General features: G+C 42.1%; 22 protein-coding genes. 15 read left to right on the forward strand and 7 right to left on the reverse strand.

The genetic code is table 11. The features are described 5' to 3' along the window. Positions 1-51 precede the first annotated feature (51 nt). Together IIB39_00825 and IIB39_00830 are read left to right on the forward strand one after the other, a co-directional pair. Positions 52-276, forward strand: a complete 225-nt coding sequence (locus IIB39_00825) for a hypothetical protein (GenBank protein MCH8927241.1) — start codon at positions 52-54, stop codon at positions 274-276. Further along, positions 273-1,250, forward strand: a complete 978-nt coding sequence (locus IIB39_00830) for an SIR2 family protein (GenBank protein ID MCH8927242.1) — start codon at positions 273-275, stop codon at positions 1,248-1,250. The genes IIB39_00825 and IIB39_00830 overlap by 4 nt, the downstream gene beginning before the upstream one ends. Before the next feature lie 32 nt (positions 1,251-1,282). On the opposite strand, the gene acs is transcribed toward IIB39_00830, so the two are convergent. The 4 genes from acs to IIB39_00850 form a co-directional block, all read right to left on the reverse strand. Next, a complete protein-coding gene (acs, locus tag IIB39_00835) occupies positions 1,283-3,193 on the reverse strand; it encodes an acetate--CoA ligase (protein MCH8927243.1) in 1,911 nt (636 codons plus the stop codon). A gap of 89 nt (positions 3,194-3,282) precedes the next feature. Next, a complete protein-coding gene (locus tag IIB39_00840; GenBank protein MCH8927244.1) occupies positions 3,283-5,103 on the reverse strand; it encodes a TRAP transporter large permease subunit in 1,821 nt (606 codons plus the stop codon). Between the two features lie 25 nt (positions 5,104-5,128). Then, the gene (dctP, locus tag IIB39_00845; GenBank protein ID MCH8927245.1) at positions 5,129-6,160 is read right to left on the reverse strand and encodes a TRAP transporter substrate-binding protein DctP; all 1,032 of its coding nucleotides are present in this window, start codon (positions 6,158-6,160) and stop codon (positions 5,129-5,131) included. 24 nt (positions 6,161-6,184) lie between these two features. Next, positions 6,185-7,102 (reverse strand): TRAP transporter TatT component family protein, encoded by a 918-nt coding sequence (locus IIB39_00850; GenBank protein MCH8927246.1) that lies wholly within the window; start codon positions 7,100-7,102, stop codon positions 6,185-6,187. A 209-nt stretch (positions 7,103-7,311) separates the two neighbouring features. Between IIB39_00850 and IIB39_00855 the strand changes: the two genes are divergently transcribed. From IIB39_00855 to IIB39_00870, 4 genes are all read left to right on the forward strand, one after another. After that, complete coding sequence (locus IIB39_00855) at positions 7,312-9,069, forward strand: hypothetical protein (protein ID MCH8927247.1); 1,758 nt, start codon at positions 7,312-7,314, stop codon at positions 9,067-9,069. A gap of 21 nt (positions 9,070-9,090) precedes the next feature. After that, on the forward strand, positions 9,091-9,825 hold the full coding sequence (locus IIB39_00860; protein MCH8927248.1) for a carbohydrate binding family 9 domain-containing protein: 735 nt from the start codon (positions 9,091-9,093) through the stop codon (positions 9,823-9,825). 84 nt (positions 9,826-9,909) lie between these two features. After that, a complete protein-coding gene (locus IIB39_00865) occupies positions 9,910-11,361 on the forward strand; it encodes a hypothetical protein (protein MCH8927249.1) in 1,452 nt (483 codons plus the stop codon). 164 nt (positions 11,362-11,525) lie between these two features. Next, the gene (locus tag IIB39_00870) at positions 11,526-12,404 is read left to right on the forward strand and encodes an alpha/beta hydrolase (protein MCH8927250.1); all 879 of its coding nucleotides are present in this window, start codon (positions 11,526-11,528) and stop codon (positions 12,402-12,404) included. On the opposite strand, the gene IIB39_00875 is transcribed toward IIB39_00870, so the two are convergent. The 3 genes from IIB39_00875 to IIB39_00885 all read right to left on the reverse strand — a co-directional run bounded on the left by IIB39_00875 (position 12,391) and on the right by IIB39_00885 (position 15,946). Next, positions 12,391-13,428: an isoaspartyl peptidase/L-asparaginase gene (locus tag IIB39_00875; GenBank protein ID MCH8927251.1), complete on the reverse strand. Its 1,038-nt coding sequence runs from the start codon at positions 13,426-13,428 to the stop codon at positions 12,391-12,393. The two genes, IIB39_00870 and IIB39_00875, sit on opposite strands and share 14 nt — an antisense overlap. Before the next feature lie 96 nt (positions 13,429-13,524). Then, the gene (locus IIB39_00880; GenBank protein ID MCH8927252.1) at positions 13,525-14,745 is read right to left on the reverse strand and encodes a glycine C-acetyltransferase; all 1,221 of its coding nucleotides are present in this window, start codon (positions 14,743-14,745) and stop codon (positions 13,525-13,527) included. A 22-nt stretch (positions 14,746-14,767) separates the two neighbouring features. After that, complete coding sequence (locus IIB39_00885) at positions 14,768-15,946, reverse strand: alcohol dehydrogenase catalytic domain-containing protein (protein ID MCH8927253.1); 1,179 nt, start codon at positions 15,944-15,946, stop codon at positions 14,768-14,770. A 170-nt stretch (positions 15,947-16,116) separates the two neighbouring features. Here IIB39_00885 and IIB39_00890 point away from each other — a divergent pair, with 170 nt between their 5' ends. The 9 genes from IIB39_00890 to IIB39_00930 all read left to right on the forward strand — a co-directional run bounded on the left by IIB39_00890 (position 16,117) and on the right by IIB39_00930 (position 22,797). Beyond that, positions 16,117-16,518, forward strand: coding sequence for a 6-carboxytetrahydropterin synthase (locus IIB39_00890; protein ID MCH8927254.1), 402 nt, complete (start codon positions 16,117-16,119; stop codon positions 16,516-16,518). A gap of 8 nt (positions 16,519-16,526) precedes the next feature. Further along, positions 16,527-17,714, forward strand: coding sequence for an acetyl-CoA C-acetyltransferase (locus tag IIB39_00895; GenBank protein ID MCH8927255.1), 1,188 nt, complete (start codon positions 16,527-16,529; stop codon positions 17,712-17,714). A 20-nt stretch (positions 17,715-17,734) separates the two neighbouring features. Beyond that, entirely contained in the window at positions 17,735-18,103 is a 369-nt protein-coding gene (locus IIB39_00900) for a hypothetical protein (protein ID MCH8927256.1), read from the forward strand. A 22-nt stretch (positions 18,104-18,125) separates the two neighbouring features. Next, positions 18,126-18,896 carry an enoyl-CoA hydratase/isomerase family protein gene (locus IIB39_00905; protein ID MCH8927257.1) on the forward strand — a complete coding sequence of 257 codons (771 nt, stop codon included), beginning with the start codon at positions 18,126-18,128 and terminating at the stop codon, positions 18,894-18,896. Next, positions 18,893-19,477, forward strand: a complete 585-nt coding sequence (locus IIB39_00910) for a flavin reductase family protein (GenBank protein ID MCH8927258.1) — start codon at positions 18,893-18,895, stop codon at positions 19,475-19,477. The genes IIB39_00905 and IIB39_00910 overlap by 4 nt, the downstream gene beginning before the upstream one ends. An 80-nt stretch (positions 19,478-19,557) precedes the next feature. After that, complete coding sequence (locus tag IIB39_00915) at positions 19,558-20,595, forward strand: alcohol dehydrogenase catalytic domain-containing protein (GenBank protein ID MCH8927259.1); 1,038 nt, start codon at positions 19,558-19,560, stop codon at positions 20,593-20,595. A gap of 34 nt (positions 20,596-20,629) precedes the next feature. Further along, a complete protein-coding gene (locus IIB39_00920; GenBank protein ID MCH8927260.1) occupies positions 20,630-21,247 on the forward strand; it encodes a nucleotidyltransferase family protein in 618 nt (205 codons plus the stop codon). Further along, positions 21,234-22,016 (forward strand): XdhC family protein, encoded by a 783-nt coding sequence (locus IIB39_00925; GenBank protein ID MCH8927261.1) that lies wholly within the window; start codon positions 21,234-21,236, stop codon positions 22,014-22,016. Before IIB39_00920 ends, IIB39_00925 begins: the two co-directional genes overlap by 14 nt. Beyond that, a complete protein-coding gene (locus IIB39_00930) occupies positions 22,009-22,797 on the forward strand; it encodes an EF2563 family selenium-dependent molybdenum hydroxylase system protein (protein ID MCH8927262.1) in 789 nt (262 codons plus the stop codon). Before IIB39_00925 ends, IIB39_00930 begins: the two co-directional genes overlap by 8 nt. The last annotated feature ends 55 nt before the right edge of the window (positions 22,798-22,852 follow it).

Genomic DNA, 22,852 nt, shown 5'->3' on the forward strand with positions numbered 1-22,852 from the left:
TGTTATGGGTCAGTATAAAGATTTAATGAAGAAATACCCTAAGGTGGTGGCATGAAATCATACCTTGAACTTTGTGAATCAGTAATGCTGAATCCAGCATGGCCTTTGGAAGGTCCATTGAAATCACTGACATTGGAAGTGGAGAAGGGTATACGGACAGGTGATCTTTGTGTTGAGTATTGTCAAGAGAAAATTGACAGCTTGCAGAAGTGGTTGAATGATATTAAGCTTGCTCACCATAGAGAGCATATTGAATTGGAGGAAGCAAAGAAATGACAATAACTGATGACAAAACGCTGAGCGACCTGCAGGGTGATGTCATAGACAGCAGGGATCTGATTGCTGCTATGGATTACTGGAGTGGTGAGGTGGATAACCTGCAGGAAACAATAGATGATCTGAACGATGATACATCTGCAGAGAAACCAACAAAGGAATTGCTTGATGAACTCGAAGAGGCAAAAAATTTTATTCATAAAAAGATTGTAGAGATTTTACTTCCGAATAATCTTAGAACAAACAAGAAACTGCTCGAAAATGCTTTATCAAAAATCGATAAAGGTGACACAATTATTACATTTAACTATGACCTGTTATTAGAACAGGGATTGTTAAAAAGAGGGCTTTGGAATCCTAAAGATGGATATTGCATAGGAGAAGTAAAAGAGGACGAATTAGATATAATAGCAAATCTAGACAAATCTGATGTAAGAGTATTAAAAATGCATGGATCTATTTCTTGGGAATCTCCTTCATGGCACGACAGTAATTTAAGGATATTATTAAAAGATCCGTATAATGATTTACCGTTTTTTGATGAAATTGATACACCGAAAAACGATGTTGAAAAAAAATATACGTCTTATCAGAGTCACCATGTAATTCTACCTACTTTTATGAAATTCTATAGACATAAATGGGAAATTGAACTAGTGAAACTGGCTGCTAATGCTCTTTCTAAAACAGAAGAAGTGTATATTGTTGGATACAGCCTACCGGAAGCAGATGCAATGGCAAATTTTCTTTTTTCATCAATTAAGCAAGATATTGTAATAAAAATTATTAATCCGAATGCAGGTGAATTAAGAGAGAGATTAGTAAGAATATTTGGATTGTCGCGGAGCAAGATAATAGATGAAAGTAGCAAGTTGGAAGTTTGGCTGGAAAATGATTGTAAATACATAGAACATGAAAAAACACTCAAAAATGAAGAAATGATTAATCGTATGATTGAAGAGATGGATAATTAAATCAGACGGTTAATATGAGCCTAAATCGTATTCTACTCTTCCAAAGTAGAGAGATCGCCTTCATCTTCGCCTAACGCTCGCGCTTTAAGCACTCGTCGCATTATTTTTCCGCTTCTGGTTTTGGGGAGCGAGTCCACAAACTCTATTGACTCAGGTCTGGCAATTGGGCCGATTTCATCCCGAACGTGCTGGGAGAGTTCGTCCCGAAGCTCATCGGAGCTTTCCAAGCCGGCATTCAAGATTACGAATGCGTGAATAGCGTTACCCTTTAGTTCATGAGGCAGACCGATAGCGGCAGCCTCTGAAACTGATTTATGGCTAACGAGAGCGCTTTCAATTTCCGCTGTTCCGAGCCGGTATCCGCTGACTTTTATGACATCGTCAATGCGTCCGATAATCCATACGTAACCATCAGAATCAATGCGCGCGGAATCGCCCGTTTTATACCATCCCTGTTTCTCGTAATCTTTCCAGTAAACCTCTTTATATCGCTCGGGGTCGCCGTAAATTGTGCGTGCCATTCCGGGCCAAGGAGCTTTCAGGACCAGTTTTCCCTCTTCCCCCACTCCGACATCATTGCCATCATCGTCAACCACTCCGACTTCATTTCCGAAGAAAGGTTTGGTAGCGGAGCCGGGTTTCAGCGGCGTAATTGGAAGAGGAGTAATCACAAAACCACCCGTTTCCGTTTGCCACCAGGTGTCCATGATAGGACACTTTCCTTTGCCTATAACACGATGATACCATTTCCACGCTTCGGGATTTATTGGTTCACCCACTGAACCCAAAAGACGAAGCGAGCTGAGGTCATATTTTTCCGGCCATTCATCGCCGAAACGCATAAGTCCTCGAATGGCAGTTGGGGAGGTATAAAGAATGTTTATGCCGTATTTCTCAATCATCTGCCACCAGCGGCCCGGGTCAGGATGGTTTGGCGCTCCTTCATACATCACAATTGTGCTGCCGTTGATGAGCGGGCCGTAGACGATATAGCTGTGTCCCGTTATCCATCCGGGATCCGCCGCGCACCACCAAACATCTTCGTCCTTAATGTCGAATACATATTTGTGGGTCACGGATGTATAAAGAGTATATCCGCCATGAGTATGAAGCACGCCCTTTGGTCTTCCGGTGGTACCGGAGGTATAAAGAATAAACAGCATATCCTCGGCGTCCGTTACCTCTGTTTCACATTCACTGCCGGCATTTTCAAAGAGCTCGTGATACCAGAAATCTCTACCATCCTGCATTTCCACATCATGCTCGGTGCGCTTAACCGTGATGCAGGTTTGAATGGTGGGTGCACGTTTCATTGCTTCATTTGAAATCGCCTTTAGGTCGGTGATTTTTCCTCTTCTCCAGCCGCCGTCGGCTGTGATCAGTAGTCGGCTTTGAGCATCGCCGATCCGCTGAGAAAGCGCTTCAGCGCTGAATCCGCCGTAAACTACACTATGAGCGGCACCGATTTTTGCGCAGGCGAGCATAGCGAAAGCCAATTCGGGAATTTGCGGCATATAGATGGTTACGATATCGCCTTTATTTACGCCCTTATCTTTTAGAATGTTGGCGAATTTTGAGACTTCTTCGTTGAGCTCTTTGTAAGTGAATTTGCGCGAATCACCCGGTTCACCTTCCCAAATGATAGCGGTTTTTTCAGCAGTTTCATTTTGCTGATGCCTGTCAACGGCATTAGCAACGATATTAATTTTTCCTCCGGTGAACCACTTATAAAACGGCTTCTCTGATTCATCTAAAACGGTATTCCATTTTTTATACCAGCTGAGTTTTTCAGCCTCATCCGCCCAAAAACCCTCTCTGTCTTCAATAGATTTTTTATACAGGGCATCGTAGTCCTTAATAATAGCTTGATCTACAACTTCGTCAGACGGGTTGAACAGCTCGCTGTGTTCAGCAGTAGTTGTTATTGAATCATCATTAGCCATCTGTTCCTCCGGTCAACTGCATAAATTTATTAAAAAGTAGGATAGATATTAACAAAAATTCAGCCGAAAATGCAAGTTTTATCACTAAATCAATACCCTAACAATCTTCCGAGTCCAAGTGTTAATATCGGTACATAAGTAATAGCAATAACGCCTATCAATAGAATAATCAGGTATGGAATAGCAGATTTGTAAACCGTGATGAGGTCTTTATCGAATCGGTACGAAGCGAGAAAGAGATTCATTCCTACAGGTGGAGTGAGAAAACCTAATTCGAGATTTGCCAAAAATATGATCGCAAGATGAACAGGTTCAATTCCGAAAGCGAGCGCCATCGGAGTTATAAGTGGAACGACGACAACTATAGCGGAGAATATATCCATCAATGTTCCTACCACGAGCAGGAGCGCATTGAGCGATAATAAGAATACCCAGCGGGATTCGACATGCTCCTGAACCCATTCGAGGGCGAGCATCGGCACTTCAGCGTCAACAAGATATGCGGTAAGTCCCATAGCAACGCTGAGAATAATAAGAACTCCGCCGATGAGAATAGAGCATAAGACAATTACCCGCGGGACATCTTCTGTTAAACTTAAATCCTTATGGATAAATACTTCTACTACAAGGGCATAAAGAGCGGCAAGAGCGGCTGTTTCGACAAGAGTCGTAAATCCACCATAGATTCCGACGAGAACGACAACCGGAAGCATTACTTCGTACTTTGCCAACCAAAGGGCTTTAAAAGCAGTATTGAAATCAAACGAAGTTCTCGGAATATTTGATATTATGCCTTGCCGAACTCCCCATGCTCCAATGAACAGCATTAAAATAATGCCCGGAACAATTCCCCCGATAAAAATTTCGTTTATCGGAGTGTGTGAAATAACGCCGTAAAGTATGACAGCAAGGCTCGGCGGAAAGAAAAGTCCCAGCGAACCGGAGGCTGTTAACAGACCTACAGAAAATTTCTCCGGATAGTTATCCTTTATCAGCATCGGGAGTAAAAGCCCCCCTAACGCGAGTATAGTAACTCCGGAACCGCCGGTAAATGTTGTGAAAAAAGCGCACACTATAACCGTTACAATAGGCATACCACCGGGAAGCCACCCAAACCATGCTCGGAATACACCAACAAGCCGATGAGCCGCATTGCTTTCTGCAAGAAAATATCCGGAAAGAGTAAAGAGCGGAATAGTTGGAAGCGTGGGTGAAACAACGATCCGTAAGCTTTCGGCAGGAATGGAGGCTATCGGTTCGAAATCGTGCCAGAAAAGCAGCAAGGCAGCTCCGCCGAGTCCCACAAATATAGGAGCCCCGAATGCGATGGAAGCAAAGAGAAAGATGAACCCTAAAATAAAAATGTTTGATTCCTGGAACATTTCCGAATTCCCAATCAGAGCAAACAGAAGAACAGCGCCAATTATAATCAATCTGATTTTAAGACTGGGCGACGATTTCAGCATAATACGCACAGCGATCACACCCATTGAAATTGGCATTATAAGTTCTACGAGCCAGTTAGGTACGCCTAAAATTATGTCAATCGGGTATTCGAAATCCGCCTTCACCATATTCCAGCTCGCCCATAAAAGTCCGACAGAAACAGCAGTGCCTATAGCGGCGGCGAAATAGCGGGAGTATTCATTGAATTTTCCCTTGAAGACAGCCTTATCTGATGTAAGAGAGAGTAACCGCCCTTCTCTCGCGGCTAAGGACGCTCCGGCAAATGCCACGAACAGCGTTAAATACTGAACAATGACCGAGGAGCCCGGAATACCTCCGGTGGCGATATTTCGATATACGATCTCTATTAGAGGAAGAATAGCCATTCCCAGTAAAATGGCAACTAAGAAGTAGTCCTCCGCCTTGTGAATATATTTGAAAATGGATTTCGAGCCGGAAATCATCAGCCGTCATTTCGTAAAGATTTTATCACTGACCAAACGTATTTCCGGAATTAATGGAATGAAGACTATCGCTAATAGCCACTGCCCTGTCGAATATATCTGCGGGGACGAAGTCGCCACGAAGGTCGGGATAGAATTCTCTGGCAGTATTTCTCCATAATGCGACAGTTTCAGTATTTGCCTCATGCACGGTGAGGCCGTGCTCTACCATAGCGTCAATAAATTTTTGATCGTCATGTCGAAGTTCTTTTTTAATTTTTTCACCGACCGCAGCAGCGGCGGCTAACATCGCAGGCTTGAATTCATCGGGAATTGAGTTCCATGTCTTGAGGTCCATGACGAATCCGCCAATGAAAGGAGCAAAACGCATATCGAGCATATGGTCAGCAATCCCAAACCACTGTGATGAAAGTGCTCCGAAGGGTGGAGCCGCGAAAGCATTTATCAGCCCCGTTTGAAGACCCGTCAGAATATCTATAGGCTGAAGCGGGACAGCGCGAAACCCTGCGTTTTTCCACATACGGAGTGATGTTTCGTCCCCTGCCCATGTAAATATCTTCATATTCCTCAGATCATCAGGTGTAATAATAGGTTTTGAACCGAAAAATCGCACCCAACCGACATCCGCCCACGCAAGAAGAATGAATCCTTTAGATTCAAGCCGTCTGCGAATTTCCGAGTCCATCATTTCCCGCACTTTGTCGAGCTGCTCATAATTATCGTAAAGCATTGGGATAGCGAAGGCGTTGACCGACGGGTCGATATACGCAAGTCCGTTAAAAGTCAACGCAGCGGCTTGAAACTGACCGATTCGAATTTTCCTTATCATTGCGTCTTCGTCACCCGCCACTCCATCAGGATATATTTTCATACGCAATCTACCGTTGGTAATTTCACGCCATTCTCTTCCCATTTTTTCTAAGACTTCGTGCCAGGGGGAACCTTTCGGCGCCAATGTCGCCATTTTCACCTTGATTCGTTTCTGCCCAAATGCAGAACTGATTATCAGGGTAAATGAAAAAAGAAATATAACCGTGTTATATATTAATTTTTGCACTGAAATTCTCCGATTTGTATCATATTAAAAGAACAGATCATCGATAGTCTCAAGAAGCCAGCGCGCTCTGTTTTGAGCGATAATATTCGCCAGTCTATCCTCCGAAGGATTATCGATATTTACGGCTAAGGCTTTATTAAGCATTTCAATAAACATTTCCCGGTCTTGTAGTAATACGCCGACATTTTCGGCGTACGCTACATACGGTCCGGCACGTTCGCCATTTGAAAGTCTGATAGCATTGTCGAGATGTTCTTTTGCTCTTACCTGTGAACCGCCCAATGCCTCAGATCGTCCCCCATCGTAAGAAACCAAAAATTCGTAAAGCGCTCCTCTATCCCAGTTCGCATCAAGCTCCAAAGCTCTGTTGATAAGAATTCCAACCTGCGGCAATTTGGCTATTTCCATCGGATCGTCAATAGAAAGAGATATTTTTAGTCCCAGAGCAGCTGCATACCAATACATAAGAGGCACATCTTTCTTTTTTAAGAAAATAATTGTTGAATCCGGATTTGAATCGAAAGCGTCAAGGAATCCACGATGATTCACCTCAAGACCCCGACGGGCATAATTGATTGCCCTGCTATAAAGTTTTCTTGCCCTCTTCCGAATTTTAAGAGCTTCGTCAAAATCCTCTTCCTCAATAAAATCTGCGTCTTGCTCAATAAATCCATAACTATATTGTGTGAAACCTTTGGCTGCGGTTAAGAGGAGACCAATGTGATTCGGTTTTTCTTCCAATAGTATTTCAATAGTTTTAAGACTGAAAGGCACTGCTTCACGAATTAGTTCAGGGTCATCATCAGCCGCGAATGCAGTTCCTGACGCGCTCATGGCGTCCGCTAATGAATTGATAGCCATTCCATTTATCAGAGAGCATCCGGAGGATACGAATCCGAGAAGGATAATTATGAATATCAATTTTGTTGAAGTTTTAGACATAATCAGGTCACAGAATATAACATTTTCATAATAAAATAAAATTCTTTTTATATTTTTCCGGATCAAGTTATGATGAATTAAAAAATGATTCAATTTGAATTAGATAAAACTATCGGGCAACAATTGCAGGCGGATTTACGTATGAATATATAATCTGACACCATTTAATAATTGTCAGAAAGGATATAACTACAAGGGAAGCACTATAGATGCCAAACATTACAATATATAGTAGAATATTCGCATTTTTCATCGCAATAAGTTTTTTGGATCCGGCATTAATATACTCTCAGGATAATACTCTTGTTGAGATAATAGACATATATCCTAAAGATTTGCGTGTTGCTGGTTTCGCGCTGACCTCAAAACAAGAGATTGCAATTGAAGCAATCGGTTTTAGTTACAGATCTTATGATTACAAGCTGTTTATGGGTAATGCCTGGATACTTGACTCCGAGTCAAGAGAAGTAGTCTGGGACCTGTCGGAAAGTTCCTCAAGAAGAAGCAAAAGGGGGACCTTGGAATTTATGGATAAAGTGTCGCTTCCGAAGGGGATATATGAGGTTTATTATGCCTCATATCCTCTAAGCCGGGATTTTGATTTAGAGGATATTGGAGATATACTCGGTTCATTTTTCAGAGATTGGTTTAATGGAGATCGGAGATCATCGAGAAGAGAGATGAGAGGTTTTTATAAAGAGTTTCAAGTAGTTATAAAAGGAGACGGTAAAAGTCTGTCCAGAAACGAAATTTATGACATTCACGAAAAATTAAAAAATGAATCATTAGTCTGGATTAGCGGATACAAAAAGAATTTGTATAAAAGTGTAGGGTTTGTTGCCAACAAACCGGTAGAACTTGAAGTCTATTCTATAGGAGAATTTGATGATAGAGAACAATTTGACTATGGATATATCCAGGATGCGATTTCCAGAAAGAAAGTCTGGGATTTGTCCTATAGGAAATCGAAGTACGCAGGCGGAGCAGAGAAGAATCGTATGAGAAAAGATACTATAAAATTGCCAGCCGGTAAATACGCAGTCATTTACGCCACAGATGGAACTCATTCCTCGAAGAAATGGAATGCTCAACCACCATATGATCCTGAGTTCTGGGGAATATCCGTCGTATTGAAGAATAAAAAAGATAAAAAGAATATTGAATTTTTCGAGTACGAGGATTTTATGGAACTCAGAACAATTGTAGATATGACACGGGTAAGAAACAATGAGTCAAAGTCTTATGGTTTTACACTTAAAAAGGATATGGATATAAATATATATGCAGTTGGCGAGGGGCGGAGAGGAGAAATGTTCGACTTCGGCTGGATAATTGATGCAAACAACCGAGAGAGAATTTGGGAGATGGAATTTAGAGATACAGAACATTCCGGCGGAGCCAGCAAAAACAGAGTTTATGATGATGTCATAAGTCTGAAAAAGGGAGATTATATCGCATATTATGTTACCGACGGTTCTCATTCTTATCGGATGTGGAATTCTTCTCCTCCTTCGGATCAGAAAGCTTGGGGAATGAGACTGATCGCGGTAGATACCGATTTCAATAGTAAGGATGTATGGGAATATAAAGAAGATGATAAGAATATTTTAGCGAGGATCGTCAATATAGGTGATGATGAACTGATCTCTGAAAGATTTAGACTAAGAGAGAGGACAAGAATACGAATATATGCTATTGGTGAGGGATCCGGGGGAGAGATGTATGATTACGGCTGGATCGAGGATTCCCGAACCGGAAGAACAGTATGGGAAATGTCTTATAGAAGAACAGAGCACGCGGGAGGTGCAAAGAAAAATCGAATGTTTGATGGTACTATCGTATTAAAGCCGGGCGAATACGTTATCAAATATGAAACGGATGGTTCGCATTCGTTTAATGATTGGAACGATTCACAACCATATGACCCATTCAATTGGGGAATAACGGTAACGGCGGTGAGTGAATAAAAAAAAGGATACGGTGGTATAATGAAAAACAATATTCATTTGGTATTAATGAGTTTGATAATGGCTACGAGTACAGCTTATGCAGGTGAGTCAATCTTGGGCGATGAAGTAAAATTTATTCCTAACATTCAGCCTCGACTTGAAATTTCAAAGACATCAGCAAAGATTATAATTGATGGAGAGCTAAATGATGCCGGCTGGGTAGGCGCCAATCCGGCGACAAATTTTACACAGTTTGAACCGGTTGATATGACCAAACCGTCATCAAGAACAGTTGCTATGCTGACCTATGATGATGAATATCTGTATGTAGCAATCAGCGCATACGATGATAATCCCGATGCTATACGCTCAACTCTTCGCGACAGAGATAAAATAGGGTCTGATGATTTAGTTGGCTTCATACTTGATACTTATGGAGACGCATCATGGGCTTACCAAATTTATTCCAATGCAATGGGAATACAAGGTGATGCCCGATGGACACAGAATGGTGAAGATGAAAGTTTTGATATAGTATTTGCGTCAGCAGGGAAAATTACGGAAGACGGATATCAGGTTGAATTCGCTGTTCCTTTCGCAAGCCTGCGGTTCCCGGAAAAAAATGTTCAGGACTGGAAAATTACTTTCTGGAGGGTTCGCCCGAGGGAAAGCAGAGAGGAATATTCATGGGCTGCAATAAGCAAAAACGACCCTAATTTTTTAGGTCAATTCGGAACGCTCGTCGGAATGGAAAATGTGAAATCGGGGAAATGATTTGATATTTTACCGTCATTTACCTCCTCACAAACAGGCACCAGAGATATTAGCGATCCGAATTCATCGTTCCAAAATTCAGATGTGGTAGGTGACGCATCAGTAGGAGTCAGATACGGCATTTCGTCCAACACATCACTTGAAGGAACGATCAATCCCGATTTCAGTCAGGTAGAATCAGATGCGGGTCAGATAGATGTAAATAACCAATTTGCCCTGTTTTTCCCGGAAAAGAGACCCTTCTTCCAAGAGGGAAGCGATCTGTTAAATTCATTTTTTAGTTTAGTATACACTCGATCTATAAATGATCCATCATTTGCGACAAAATTAACAAGTAGAAGCAACAAACTAAGTTACGCATATATCGGAGCTGTGGACGAACGTTCACCATTGATAATTCCCGGTGAAGAAGGTAATAACATTGTACAGAACCTTGGGAAAAGTTATTCTAATATTTTAAGGGTCAGAAGATCATTCAGAGAAGATTCTCATGTCGGGGCATTTATTATAGATAGGAGAGTTGTAGGGGGTGGGTCCGGCAGTATCCTTTCCATTGATTCGAATATCAGATTTAAAAAAGTTTACAATTTTGAGCTCCAGGGAGTCTTCAGCAATACTGCTGAAGTAAACGATACAACTCTCACAGAAGGGCTGAATCAAACAGTATTTGATAATGATGGACACACGGTAGGATTAGATGGAGAATCATATACCGGAAATGCTGTTCATGCGAGTATAACGCGACGTTCCAGAGGTCTCTTTTATAATTTAAATTATCAGCATATATCTCCTTCTTACAGAGCTGATAACGGTTTCCAGACTGCTAACAATAGAAGGTTCGGCTTGTTCAACGCTAATTATTCAATATACCCGGATAATTCTTACATTGACAGAATCAGAACGGGATTATTTGTATTTAGGATGTGGAACTTCGATGGTCAAATAAAAAACAATGCGTTACGTGGCGATCTGTTAGTTGACCTTAAGGGGCAAACATCTCTGTTTGCGCAGTATGGAATTGGCCCGGAAACTTTCCGTGGTAGAAAGTTCAATGATCAATGGACTGCATTTTTTAGAGTAAACTCCAACTATCTTGATGAAATCGGATTTTCAGCATATTTTTTCCGGGGATTATTAATCGCGCGATTTTCAGACCCAATTCAAAATGGGGATATCACTAATTACGGATTTAGCGCAACAATTAAACCGATTGATAGACTGGTCATAGAACCTAATTTGGATATTTTTAAACTGGTTACCGTTGAAACTAAAGACATAAGCGAAGGATATATATTCAGAACACGGGCGGACTACCAGTTTACGAAAGAACTTTTTGTGAGACTTGTAGTTCAGTATAACGATTTTAACAGGCGGTTGGATTTGGAGCCGCTCCTGACATATAAAATCAATCCATTCTCTCAGTTCTTTATCGGCTCAACTCACGGCTCTTTTGACGATGCAAGCAATAGAGGGCTCAATTTTGTCCAGGCGGACAGACAGTATTTTATGAAGTTTCAATATCTCTTTAGAATCTGAGAGATTTATTTAAAGCCCGCCGCCGGCGGGCTTTTTCTTATTGAGTATTCTTATTACCGTTCCGGACTGTTCTGATATACAAAGTTTCCAATCAATCGAAAAATGTTATATATTTACGGCTCGAGAGAAATCAAAATAATAGATCATTAGTGTTGTGAGTCGACTTGAAAACTAAAAAAAATAAAATCGGTCTGATATTTAAAATCGTGCATGGCATTATGAGAACCACTTCAAAAATACTTTGTATGCTTTCTCCAAGCCTCGCAGCCCGTTGGGCAGATATATTATTTTTTATACCTATTGGGTTACCGCGGCCGTCATCAGAGCTGCCGTATTACGATTCCGCAATCCATTCAAGTATTGAATATAACAGTAAAAAAGTCGCTCTTTATACGTGGGGCGAGGGTGAAAAAACTATAATTATGGTACACGGATGGGGAAGCCGCGGAACACGTATGGGACATCTTGCAGAGCCTTTAAACAAACTCGGCTATCGGGTGGTGGCGTTTGACGCTCCTGCTCATGGTGACTCGGAAGGAAAAACAACAAACCTGTTAGAGGTTTCTGAAATAACTGCTCTGATATTCAAAAAATTTGAACCTGTCCAAGCTATAATAGGGCATTCTTTTGGCGGAATGGCTCTGGCAAACGCAGTTCACCGGAACGATTTAAATGTGAGTAGGGTTGCCGTTATCGCATCTCCGTTTTCTATGGATTATATCATAGAGAGTTTCAGGAAAATTATAAATATTAATTCAAAGGTAACAAAGATGATGGTAGATCGTATTAAAAGGCGATTTTTAAAAGAGCAAAATTTAGATGTTTTCAGCCTGTCGCTTGATTCTTTTGCGGCATCTTTTAAAACACCTATTCTTATTGTTCATGACAGAGAAGACAGAGACGTTGCTTATGAACAGGGAGAAGAATATGCGGAAAATTTTCCAAACGCCGAATTTATCAGTACAACGGGCTTAGGTCACCGAAGGATTTTAAAAGATGCGGGAATTATGGGTAAAATAATTGAATTTATCAGTTCTTCTTAAAAATCCGCACGATAGGTTTTTCGCCCTGTCGATAATAGCCGCGATACATTCCATCGGTGTTAAAGGTCATTGATACGTTTCCGTTGTAATCCATTGCTATGACACCTCCCGTACCTCCCGCCTTAGTAAGCTTATTTGTGATTACTTCGCTTGCGGCTTCATGTACATTCATATCTTTATATTCCATTAATGCTGAGACATCATAGGCGATTAATCCACGCATAAAATATTCGCCAATACCCGTTCCTGAGACTGCGCAACTGTTATTATTGGCGTAAGTTCCAGCTCCGATTATAGGAGAATCGCCCACCCTTCCATACATTTTGTTCGTGAGTCCTCCCGTGGAAGTTCCGGCAGCAAGATTACCCTCCGAGTCGAGAGCAACAGCTCCTGTAGTTCCAAAATAATTATCGAGTTTGATAGAGCTGCTTGAGAGATCATTCTTGGATTCAGCATCTAAAACGTTTTGAAGAGATTTCCATCTCCTTTCCGTGAAAAAATATTCGTCCGGAACTAATCCGATTCCGTGCTCTTGCGCGAGAAGCTTTGCTCCATTCCCGATGAGCATAACATGCTCGGTTTTATCCATAACAAGTCTCGCCAACTCAATCGGGTTTTTTATGTTCCGGACGGCGCCAACTGCTCCGGCTTTTAAAGTTCTTCCATCCATGATGGAAGCATCTAATTCGTTCAATCCATTGTGAGTAAAAACCGCACCCTTGCCCGCGTTGAATAGAGGAGAATCTTCCATAATCGTGATTGCAGCTACTACAGCATCAAGGCTCGTCCCCCCGTTGGCAAGAATTTCATATCCCGCCTTCAAAGACTCGGACAATATTGCACGGTATTCGGCTTCAATTTCAGGAGACATATTCTCTCTGAGAATAGTTCCTGCTCCGCCGTGGATTGCGATGGCGAATTCGAATTCTCTTGAAATCGAAAAATCGTCTTTGCTGCATGAAATGGAAAATATAATTATCATTAAAAGAACGGATACATGTATAAGATAAATTTTATTTTTCATAGTTAGGCTACCTCCATCATTCAATTGAAATTTACACAAAACTGTTTACACAATTTACATAAGCTTAATGTCGAATTAAAAACTCTTCAGGAAATATCAGCTGATAACACCCATCCGTTTGCCGACTTTCTCAAAGGCATTTAAGGCTCGGTCAATATCTTCTCTTTCATGCGCAGCAGAAATCTGAGCTCTCAGCCTCGCTTCTCCTTCAGGCACAACGGGGAACCAAAGTCCTTTGATGAAAACTCCTTCATCAAGCAGCGATTTTGCCATCTCCTGCGCAAGTGATGCGTCTTTAAGCATTACCGGAACTATAGGATGGACACCCTCAAGAATTTCGAACCCGAGAGAGTGAATTTCTTTGCGGAAATAAGAAGTATTATCTTTTAATTTTTGTAGAATCGAGGGGTCAGAGTCGAGAAGCTCAAACGCTTCAATCGCAGCGACAATGATATTCGGGGGCAACGAATTTGAAAATGTGTATGGTCTCGATTTCTGCCTGAGATATGTGATAAGGTCGGAATCACCGGAAATAAATCCACCGGCTGCTCCTCCCATGGCTTTTCCAAGAGTGCCTGTGGTGATATCCACTTTGCCGTGAACCCCGAGCTCTTCCGCAGTTCCGCGTCCGCTGCTTCCCAGCACTCCAAGAGAATGTGAATCATCCACCGTCAACGTTAATCCGTATTGACTGCTCAGCTCGGTCAATTCGGGCATAGGCGCTAAGTCGCCCTCCATACTGAATACACCGTCTGTGACCAACAACCTGAACCTGTAATCTTTATCTTTATCTTCCTCTAACATATTGCGAAGATCGTCCATATCGAGATGTTTGTAAATTCTTTTAACCGTGTTTTTCTTGCGGCAAAGCCTCATTCCGTCAATTATACTGGCATGATTAAGTTGGTCAGAATAAATCACGTTCTGCCATTCTTCGCTGCCCAGCGGTTCGTTGAAGAGGCTCGCAAAAAGACCCTCATTCGCGGAGAAGCAGGATGAAAACAGTATTGAATCGTCAGTGCCGAGGAATTCGGCTATCTTTTTTTCCAGGTCTCTGTGAATTGTTTGTGTGCCGCAAAGAAATCGAACAGACGCAACACCGTGTCCGTATTCCTTTATACCCCGAATTGAAGCTTCTATAATGCGAGGATGGTTTGACAATCCGAGATAATTGTTTGAGGCGAGCATCACGACATCGTTACCCCCGACATTTACTCTTCCTGATTGAGGAGATTCTATTTCTGTTTCAAATTTAAATGTATTGGCGTTGTGAATCCTGCCAAGTTCTTCTTTGATGATAGAGAGCATATTGTTCATGAAAAAGATTCCTGTATTTAATTTATTCAGGTTTGAGTAAAACTTTTAGAGCGTTCCCTGCCGCGATTTCCTCAAAAGCGTGGTCAACCTCTGATATGCCAAGATTATGAGTGACAAATCCATTATCAATAAAAGTATCGCTGAGTCCGCTTTCTAATAATTCTATCATTAAGTCCCATGTCTCCCAAATCCGCCGACCGATAATTCCCTTTACTGTCGCACCTTTAAAAATTATATCTCTGGCAAAGTCCATTTGAAAATCACCACTCGGTAATCCGAGAAGAGCGAATACGCCTCCCGCCCGAAGAACTTTAAAAGCGTCTTCATAGGCTTTATAATTTCCGGACATTTCAAGGATGCCGTCAACCCCGATTCCATCAGTTTCGTCCATGACGAACTCGAAAAATTTTTGTCTGTTATCAGGAATTGCCATGTCGAAGCATGCATCCGCTCCAAATTTTTTAGCCATTGCGAAGTGAGAGTCCTCAAGTTTTTCAGGAGTCATCCCCACTTTAGGATGAGAAGCGTCCGTGACAAATATTTTCTTCGCTCCAAGCTTGTGAGAAATTGCGGTAGCCATCAAGCCCTGAATCCCACATCCAAGAATAGCGATTGTTTTATCCTTTTTGTTGATAGTACTCGTCGTATGAACGGCGTTTCCGAAAGCGTCCATAAACGACATAATTTCCATAGGAATTTTTCCACGCTGAATGAGTACAAGATTTTCTGCCGGAACGGTAATGTACTTTGTGAACGCTCCGTGTTCATGAATACCTTTTATGATAGTGTTCTTACAAACGTGTTTTTCTCCTATTCGGCATTGCAGACAATTTCCGCAGGTGATGTGCATTTCTGCGGTGACGTCATAGTCGTTGAAAAGCTTATTTTTGAAATCAGAATTGACCGGAGAATTCAATTTTGTCCCGAGAAATTCTAAAGCGCCGTTTCCTACATCTACCAATCTGCCGGCAAATTCGTGTCCGATTATTATCGGATCAATATCTGCGGCGAGCATCATCTCTCTTTTTATTGATTCTTTTGAATTATAGATTCCAACGTCTGTACCGCATATTCCGCCTGTTGATACTTCTATCAGAACGTGATTATCATCGGGCAGGGTGGCTTCCGGCATATCGGTAACGTTAAATCCTTGAGTCCACTCTTCGTTTTCATGGGGTTTGGGTTTTGTGACAGCTAACAATTTATTTCCTTTTAAGCGTTAGATTATTGACTGTTTACAGCGATTATCTAAAATTATAGAGAACTGAAGCTAAATAGGAGATTATGCATAATCAACTTTTTTATTTGCCCTTTCCTCGACAAACTGTTTATATTTTTCAATAATAACAATCTAAATAAAGATTATATCAAATGTATAAAGTAAGCAAAGCCATAGAATTTTGTTATGGACACCGTCTTTTGAATTACGATGGAAAGTGCAGGCACCTGCACGGCCATAACGCACGGGCAGAAATTGAATTAAATTCCGAAGAACTTGACGATCGGGGAATGGTGTTTGATTTTTCTGATATAAAAAAAGCGGTAAAAAGCTGGATAGATGAAAATCTTGACCATCTGATGATACTCAACGAAAAAGATGAGATTATCCCAATGCTTGAAAAAGCGGGAGAACGGTATCTTGCTGTCCCGGCAAATCCCACTGCCGAATTTATCTCTAAACTGATTTATGATCATGTTAAATCGTTGGGTTTTCCGGTGGTCTCGGTGAAGGTATGGGAAACACCGGACTCATATGCCGAGTATAGTGATTAGGATACAGGATGGCGGAGCAAGAAGTATATATAGCAGAACCTCGTAGGACACCGGTTGGAGCATACGGCGGAGTATTTAAAAATGTACCGGCTGTGGAGCTTGGAAAGTTTTCTGTTAGGGGTACATTGGAGGGCAGCGGAATTGATATCGGCTCTGTTGACGAGGTGATACTCGGACACGCTCGACAGGCTGGAAACCGTCCAAATCCCGCAAAGCAGGTCGTGAGGTTATCAGGATTGCCCGATGAAGTACCTGCGTGGACCATAAACCAGGCGTGCGCTTCGGGACTGAGGAGCATAGTCTCCGCGGCGCAGGCAGTGATGCTTTCTGATTCGGATGTGGTAATTGCAGGTGGAATGGAATCAATGAGCACTACTCCTTATCTGCTGATGAATGCCCGATGGGGCTATCGCTTAGGGCATAATAAGATACTTGATGCGCAATACTGGGATGGGTTTATCTGTCCGCTTTGCGAACAATTGATGGGCGAAACGGCTGAAAATCTTGTTGAAAAATACAATATCACGCGGGAAGAACAGGATAAATTCGCCGCTGAAAGTCAGCAAAAGTGCGAGGCAGCGGCAAAAAATGGCAAATTTGACGATGAAATCGTAAAAGTGGAAATGAAAGATAGGAAGGGTAACCTGACGATAATTGATTCCGACGAACATCCCCGAAAGGGAATTACCGCTGAAGACCTTTCTAAATTGAATCCTGTCTTTAAAGATAATGGAATCGTCCATGCGGGAGCATCTTCAGGTATAACCGATGGCGCAGCTTCGATGCTTGTATTATCAGAAAAAAAAGTGGAGAAATTAGGAATTGACCCCATTGCGAGAATAGTCGGATATTCGGTCGTCGGGCTTAAGCCGGAGCATATGGGATTGGGGCCCGTACCGGCGTTAAAGAAACTTGAAGAAAAAACAGGCGTTAAAACAGAAGAAATCGATTTGATAGAAATTAACGAAGCATTTGCGGCTCAGGTGATAGCTTGTCAGCGGGAGTTGAATATTGACCCGATAAAGCTTAACGTAAATGGCGGTGCGATTGCCCTCGGACACCCGATTGGTTGCTCGGGTGCGAGAATCAGTGTTACGCTGCTACATGAAATGAAAAGACGAAAAGTAAAATACGGTGCGGCTACACTATGCGTTTCGGGAGGAATGGGAATTGCAGCGCTTTTTGAAAGAGTTTGAATTTAGAATGAGGAAAATTAATGGCTAAGGCATTGAATGATGAACCTGATTATGAAGCGGTTATCAAATCGCTTTACGAAAAGACCAAAAAGGGAAAAATTGCATGGGAGCAAGGCGATGAACCTACGAAATTTCGTGCAACATTAGGCGACTCTGTTTCGTTCGTTGTGTTTCTCTATGTAATAAATGCCGAAGAGCAGGAATCGGCGTTTATTCTAAGGATGCATGGCGCTGATGATGTACCGATATTTGCAGTCAGCACAACCACGCCTGATCTTGATGAAGAATATTACGATATGATAACAGAGATATACCGACTTGCCGGTCGGATTGCGAAAAGGGTCGATGACCAAATAAACGCAGCGCTCAAAGCACTTAAAAAAGCCTGAGAAAAATAATTCTTTTATACAGATGAATTATAAATCAATATCGCTGGAAATTGATTCTCCGGCAGCCACAATCAGACTTAACAGCCCCCCATATAATGTCATTGATATTCCAATGATGGAAGAGATTTTCGGCGCTCTTCAGGTACTTGAAGAAGATAATAACATTCAATTTGTGCTGTTTCGGGGAGCGGGTGATAAGCTGTTTTCAGCAGGCGTTGATATTGCAGACCACACAGAAGATAAAATAGAAATGATGCTGACAAAATTTCACGATATATTTCGGCTCATATATAAATGGGATAAGATTTCAATTTCAGTGGTACACGCGCCGGCGATTGGCGGCGGTTGCGAACTCGCGGCTTTATGCGATTTTGTGATAGCCGCAGAATCCGCTACATTTTCGCAACCCGAAATAAACGTCGGATGTTATCCGCCCGCAGCCGCAGCCGCGTTTCCGCGGATAATTGGTCCGAAAGCGGCAATGGATATGATTCTTACGGGACGTGAACTATCGGCAAAAGAGGCAAAAAAATTGGGATTAGTTACACGTGTGGTTCCCGATGACAATCTCAATGAGGCTGTGGACGAGCTAATAGCCACTCTTAAAGGGAAGAGTCGGGCCGTACTCTCACTGGCGAGGAAATCTATTAAGGCAGGGATTGAGTGGGAATACAACCTTGCTCTCACAAAAGCTGAAGACATATACTTTGATGAACTTATGAAAACTGAGGATGTAAAAGAAGGCGTCAGCGCCTTTCTGGAAAAACGTAAACCGGATTGGAGACATAAATGAAAGTAGATCCTGCTAATCTTGACGTGAAGGAATCGCATAAGATTTTAACAAGTATAATTATTCCGCGCCCAATAGCTTGGGTAACTACCTTAAATGAAGACGGCTCGGTGAATGCCGCTCCGTTCAGTTTTTTTATGGGAGTATCTACTAAGCCTCCGAGATTGGCAATATCGGTATCGGCAAAGGGGGGAGAGATTAAAGATACATCGAGGAATATTATTAAAAATTCCGAGTTTGTAGTAAACATGGTTACGAATGCAAACGTTGAGGCAATGAACTCAACAGCGGGTTTATATGACTACGGCGTTGAAGAGCTGAAGATTGCAGGATTATCGACCAGTGAGTCGGAAAAGATAGCTCCGCCGTGTATCAAAGAATCTCCTGTAAGCATGGAATGCAAATTAGAGAAAGTTGTTGAAATAGGAGATAAAAATCATTTTCTATTCATCGGTGAAGTAGTTTTATTTCACATAAATGACGATATGTTTGAAAATGGGGCTGTAGTTTCACAGAAAATTCATGCGGTGGGAAGATTAGAAGGCTCTTTCTATTCACATGTAAGTGATATCTTTGAATTGTAGCGGCAATCCATCGGTGAAAAATAAAAAAATACGATCACACAACTGAAATGTGAATGTTTTATAAATATGGTAACTGATAATTGAGTAAGATGATGAGAGCCGGATTCCTTGTGGAACCCGGAAAAATAGAGCTAAGAGAGATTCCTGTGCCCGAACCGTTTCACGGCGAAATAATAGCCAAAGTTCATACCGCTCTTACCTGTGGAACAGACTTAAAAACGTACAGGCGTGGTCATCCGAAAGTCTCTCTCCCTTCGCCGTTCGGTCATGAATTTTCCGGAACAGTTTCAGCGTTAGGAAATGGGGTAAGTGGATTCAAAGAGGGTGACACCGTTATGACGGTGTTTTCTGCACCTTGCGGCGAGTGCTACTACTGCTTGCGCGGAGAAGAACATCTCTGTAAAGAATTAAAAAATTCTCTGATGTTCGGGGCGTATGCCGAATATATAAGGGTTCCAAAACAGATAGTATCGAAAAATATGTTTGCTAAGCCGCATTCTCTTTCATTTAGACAAGCCGCAATGCTGGAGCCACTCTCCTGCGTGGTTCATGGAGTTGATGAAGCGGCTGTTGGAAAGGATGATTCTGTACTGGTTATGGGAGCCGGTACGATAGGATTGTTATTTACGGCAGTCCTAAAAACTTTAAACCTGCGAAATCTCATAGTTGCTGCTCGTGGGGAAGAACGTATTGACTTAGCAAAAAAATTAGGCGCAGATAATGTTATTGATGCCTCATCTGAAAATATTTTGGAGCGGGTTATGGAATTGACGGAGAATATGGGGGTAAATATTCTGATTGAATCAACCGGAGCCCGTGAGGTCTGGGAAGATTCGGTAAACTACGTTTCAAAGAATGGTGTGGTTATTTTATTCGGGGGATTATCTAAAGGCGCTAAAGTAACATTCGATGCAGAGCGCTTGCATTATGATAACATTAGGCTGCAGGGACTGTTCCATTACCGCAGAAAGGATGTGGTGGAAGCTCGCGAACTTTTAGTAGGCGATAAAGTTTTTTTGGAGCCGTTGATTACAGGTGAATATCCGCTTGGCGAGCTTAAGCAGGCCTTTCAGTTATTGGACAATAAAAAAGGAATTAAATACGCAATTTTGCCTTAATAATTTATAGTATGAAAAAGATTCGGAAATAAGATTGGATGTGTACGGAATAATGCTTGCTGCCGGAAGCTCAAGCAGAATGAACGATAGTTTCCCAAAGTTGACGTTGCCCTTTCGACAAAAACCACTCCTTTGGTGGTCGTTGAAAGCGGCTTTAAAATCAAATTTAAAATCTGTACTGCTTGTTGTCGGCGCGAATAAGAACAGAGTATTATATGGAATAAAAAATATCGGCGGAGAAAATAAATTCAGGTTGGTTGAGAATGAAAATTGGGAAATCGGGCGATCATCTTCAGTGACTTGTGGCCTTCGAGAACTTCCAAAAAATGCCTCCCATGTGATGTTTTTGCAAGGAGATCAACCTCTTATCGGTGTTGATCTTATCAACAGAGTCATTGAATATGCTGTAAAGAATCCCGAATCGCCTATGCTTTATCCATCATTAAAAGGAAAGAAGGCCAACCCGGTGGTTTTCTCAAAAGAGGGATTGATTGAACTGTCAAAAATAGAGGGAGACACATCCGGCTTCGGACTTTCGGATAAATTTAATAAAAGAGCGGTGTCTTTTGAGCTGGAAGATAATTCAACACAGCTGAATATAAATACGAACAGCGATTACAGAAAGTTGATTGAGAATTATGAAAAAGAGTGAGATGTTTAAGAGAATATCGGAGCTGTTAGATGAGGGAAAATCTTTTGCCGTAGGAACGCTTTTGGAAGTCAAAGGTTCTGCTCCTCAAAAAGTCGGTGCGAAGATGATAATTTTTGAAGACTCTTCAATTGAATTCACAATCGGGGGCGGACCGTTCGAGGCGCAGGTAATACAGGATTCTGTAAAAATCCTAAAAAACGGCAGCGGGAGCAAAATCGAAAGCTATGAACTCACAGAGGATTCACTTGGGATGTATTGTCAGGGAGTATCAAAAGTTCTAATTGAGACTTTTAAGCCGGAGGCGCAATTGGTTGTATTTGGGGCGGGACATGTAGGCTCTGCAATTATAAAATTAGCGGAACAAACGGGGATATTCAATTTAACAATAGCCGACGACAGAACTGAGTATGCGAACAAAGACAAATTCACTGATTCGGTGAGTGTTATCCTGACAGATAGAGATTATAAAAACGGCCTTCCGGATGTGGGTCCGAATTCGTTTATCGTGATTGTGACCAGGTGTCATCCCACGGACAAGGAACTGGTGAAAAGATATGCCGGATCAAACGCGGCCTATATCGGTATGATAGGAAGCAAAGCAAAGAAAAAGATACTTTTCAAGGAATTGGAAAAAGAAGGTACTTCTAAAGCGTTCCTTGATAAAGTTCATTCACCAATCGGGATACCGCTTGGGGGCAAGGAGCCGACGGAGATTGCTGTGAGTATTCTCGCGGAGCTCATTAAAGTTAAGAACGAGATTTTTGGATAATCTTATTCTCTTCCGCGGGGCAGGCGAGCTTGCCTCGGGAGCAATACGCAGGTTAACACTGGCAGGTTTTCCGGTAATAGCGCTTGAAATAGCCAAGCCGCTCTGTGTTCGCAGGACGGTTTCTTTTGCTTCGGCAATATATGATGGCGGAATAGAAATTGAGGAGATTAAGGGAATATTCTGTAATGATATCGATGAAGCAGCGGAGATTACAGCCGGACGGGAGACAGCAGTTTTGATCGACCCTGAAGGCGCTGCAATTCAGGAGTTATCACCGAAGATTTTAATTGATGCCCGAATGATGAAGAATAACCCTGATACAAATTCTGATATGGCTCCTGTGGTCATAGCATTGGGACCGGGTTATGCGGCTCCCGAAGACGCACATTATGTCATAGAGACGTCACGGGGGCACGATCTCGGTCGGGTCATCACAAATGGGAATGCGTTAAAGGACACGGGTGTGCCCGGCGAAGTGGGAGGCGAAACCATCAGGCGGGTGATTAGGTCTCCGATGAGCGGGAAATTCGAGTCAAATGCAAATATCGGAGATATGTTAAGCGCTTTTCAAACGGTAGGAAAAGTAAACGGAAAAGAAGTAATAACTGAAATATCAGGATTGCTTCGAGGTTTATTGTATGACGGAGTTGAAATTTCAAAGGGAACTAAAATCGGGGATGTGGACCCGCGTGGCAACTCCGATTTTCTGCATACAATTTCAGATAAAGCAAATGCTATTGCAGGGGGGGTTATGGAGGCGGTGCTAAGATCAATTCAGTAAAACAGCTGCAAAATAATTCTTTCCACCGTCGGCATAAATAACTAACTTTCCATTC

The organism is Candidatus Neomarinimicrobiota bacterium (assembly GCA_022573815.1).
Taxonomy (GTDB): domain Bacteria; phylum Fidelibacterota; class SORT01; order SORT01; family SORT01; genus JACZTG01.

Coding starts and splice junctions, on each gene's coding strand:
- IIB39_00825 (MCH8927241.1), top strand. CDS start 52: ATGAAATCATACCTTGAACTTTGTGAATCAGTAATGCTGAATCCAGCA.
- IIB39_00830 (MCH8927242.1), top strand. CDS start 273: ATGACAATAACTGATGACAAAACGCTGAGCGACCTGCAGGGTGATGTC.
- acs (MCH8927243.1), bottom strand. CDS start 3,193: ATGGCTAATGATGATTCAATAACAACTACTGCTGAACACAGCGAGCTG.
- IIB39_00840 (MCH8927244.1), bottom strand. CDS start 5,103: ATGATTTCCGGCTCGAAATCCATTTTCAAATATATTCACAAGGCGGAG.
- IIB39_00850 (MCH8927246.1), bottom strand. CDS start 7,102: ATGTCTAAAACTTCAACAAAATTGATATTCATAATTATCCTTCTCGGA.
- IIB39_00855 (MCH8927247.1), top strand. CDS start 7,312: ATGCCAAACATTACAATATATAGTAGAATATTCGCATTTTTCATCGCA.
- IIB39_00860 (MCH8927248.1), top strand. CDS start 9,091: ATGAAAAACAATATTCATTTGGTATTAATGAGTTTGATAATGGCTACG.
- IIB39_00875 (MCH8927251.1), bottom strand. CDS start 13,428: ATGAAAAATAAAATTTATCTTATACATGTATCCGTTCTTTTAATGATA.
- IIB39_00880 (MCH8927252.1), bottom strand. CDS start 14,745: ATGAACAATATGCTCTCTATCATCAAAGAAGAACTTGGCAGGATTCAC.
- IIB39_00890 (MCH8927254.1), top strand. CDS start 16,117: ATGTATAAAGTAAGCAAAGCCATAGAATTTTGTTATGGACACCGTCTT.
- IIB39_00895 (MCH8927255.1), top strand. CDS start 16,527: ATGGCGGAGCAAGAAGTATATATAGCAGAACCTCGTAGGACACCGGTT.
- IIB39_00900 (MCH8927256.1), top strand. CDS start 17,735: ATGGCTAAGGCATTGAATGATGAACCTGATTATGAAGCGGTTATCAAA.
- IIB39_00905 (MCH8927257.1), top strand. CDS start 18,126: ATGAATTATAAATCAATATCGCTGGAAATTGATTCTCCGGCAGCCACA.
- IIB39_00910 (MCH8927258.1), top strand. CDS start 18,893: ATGAAAGTAGATCCTGCTAATCTTGACGTGAAGGAATCGCATAAGATT.
- IIB39_00925 (MCH8927261.1), top strand. CDS start 21,234: ATGAAAAAGAGTGAGATGTTTAAGAGAATATCGGAGCTGTTAGATGAG.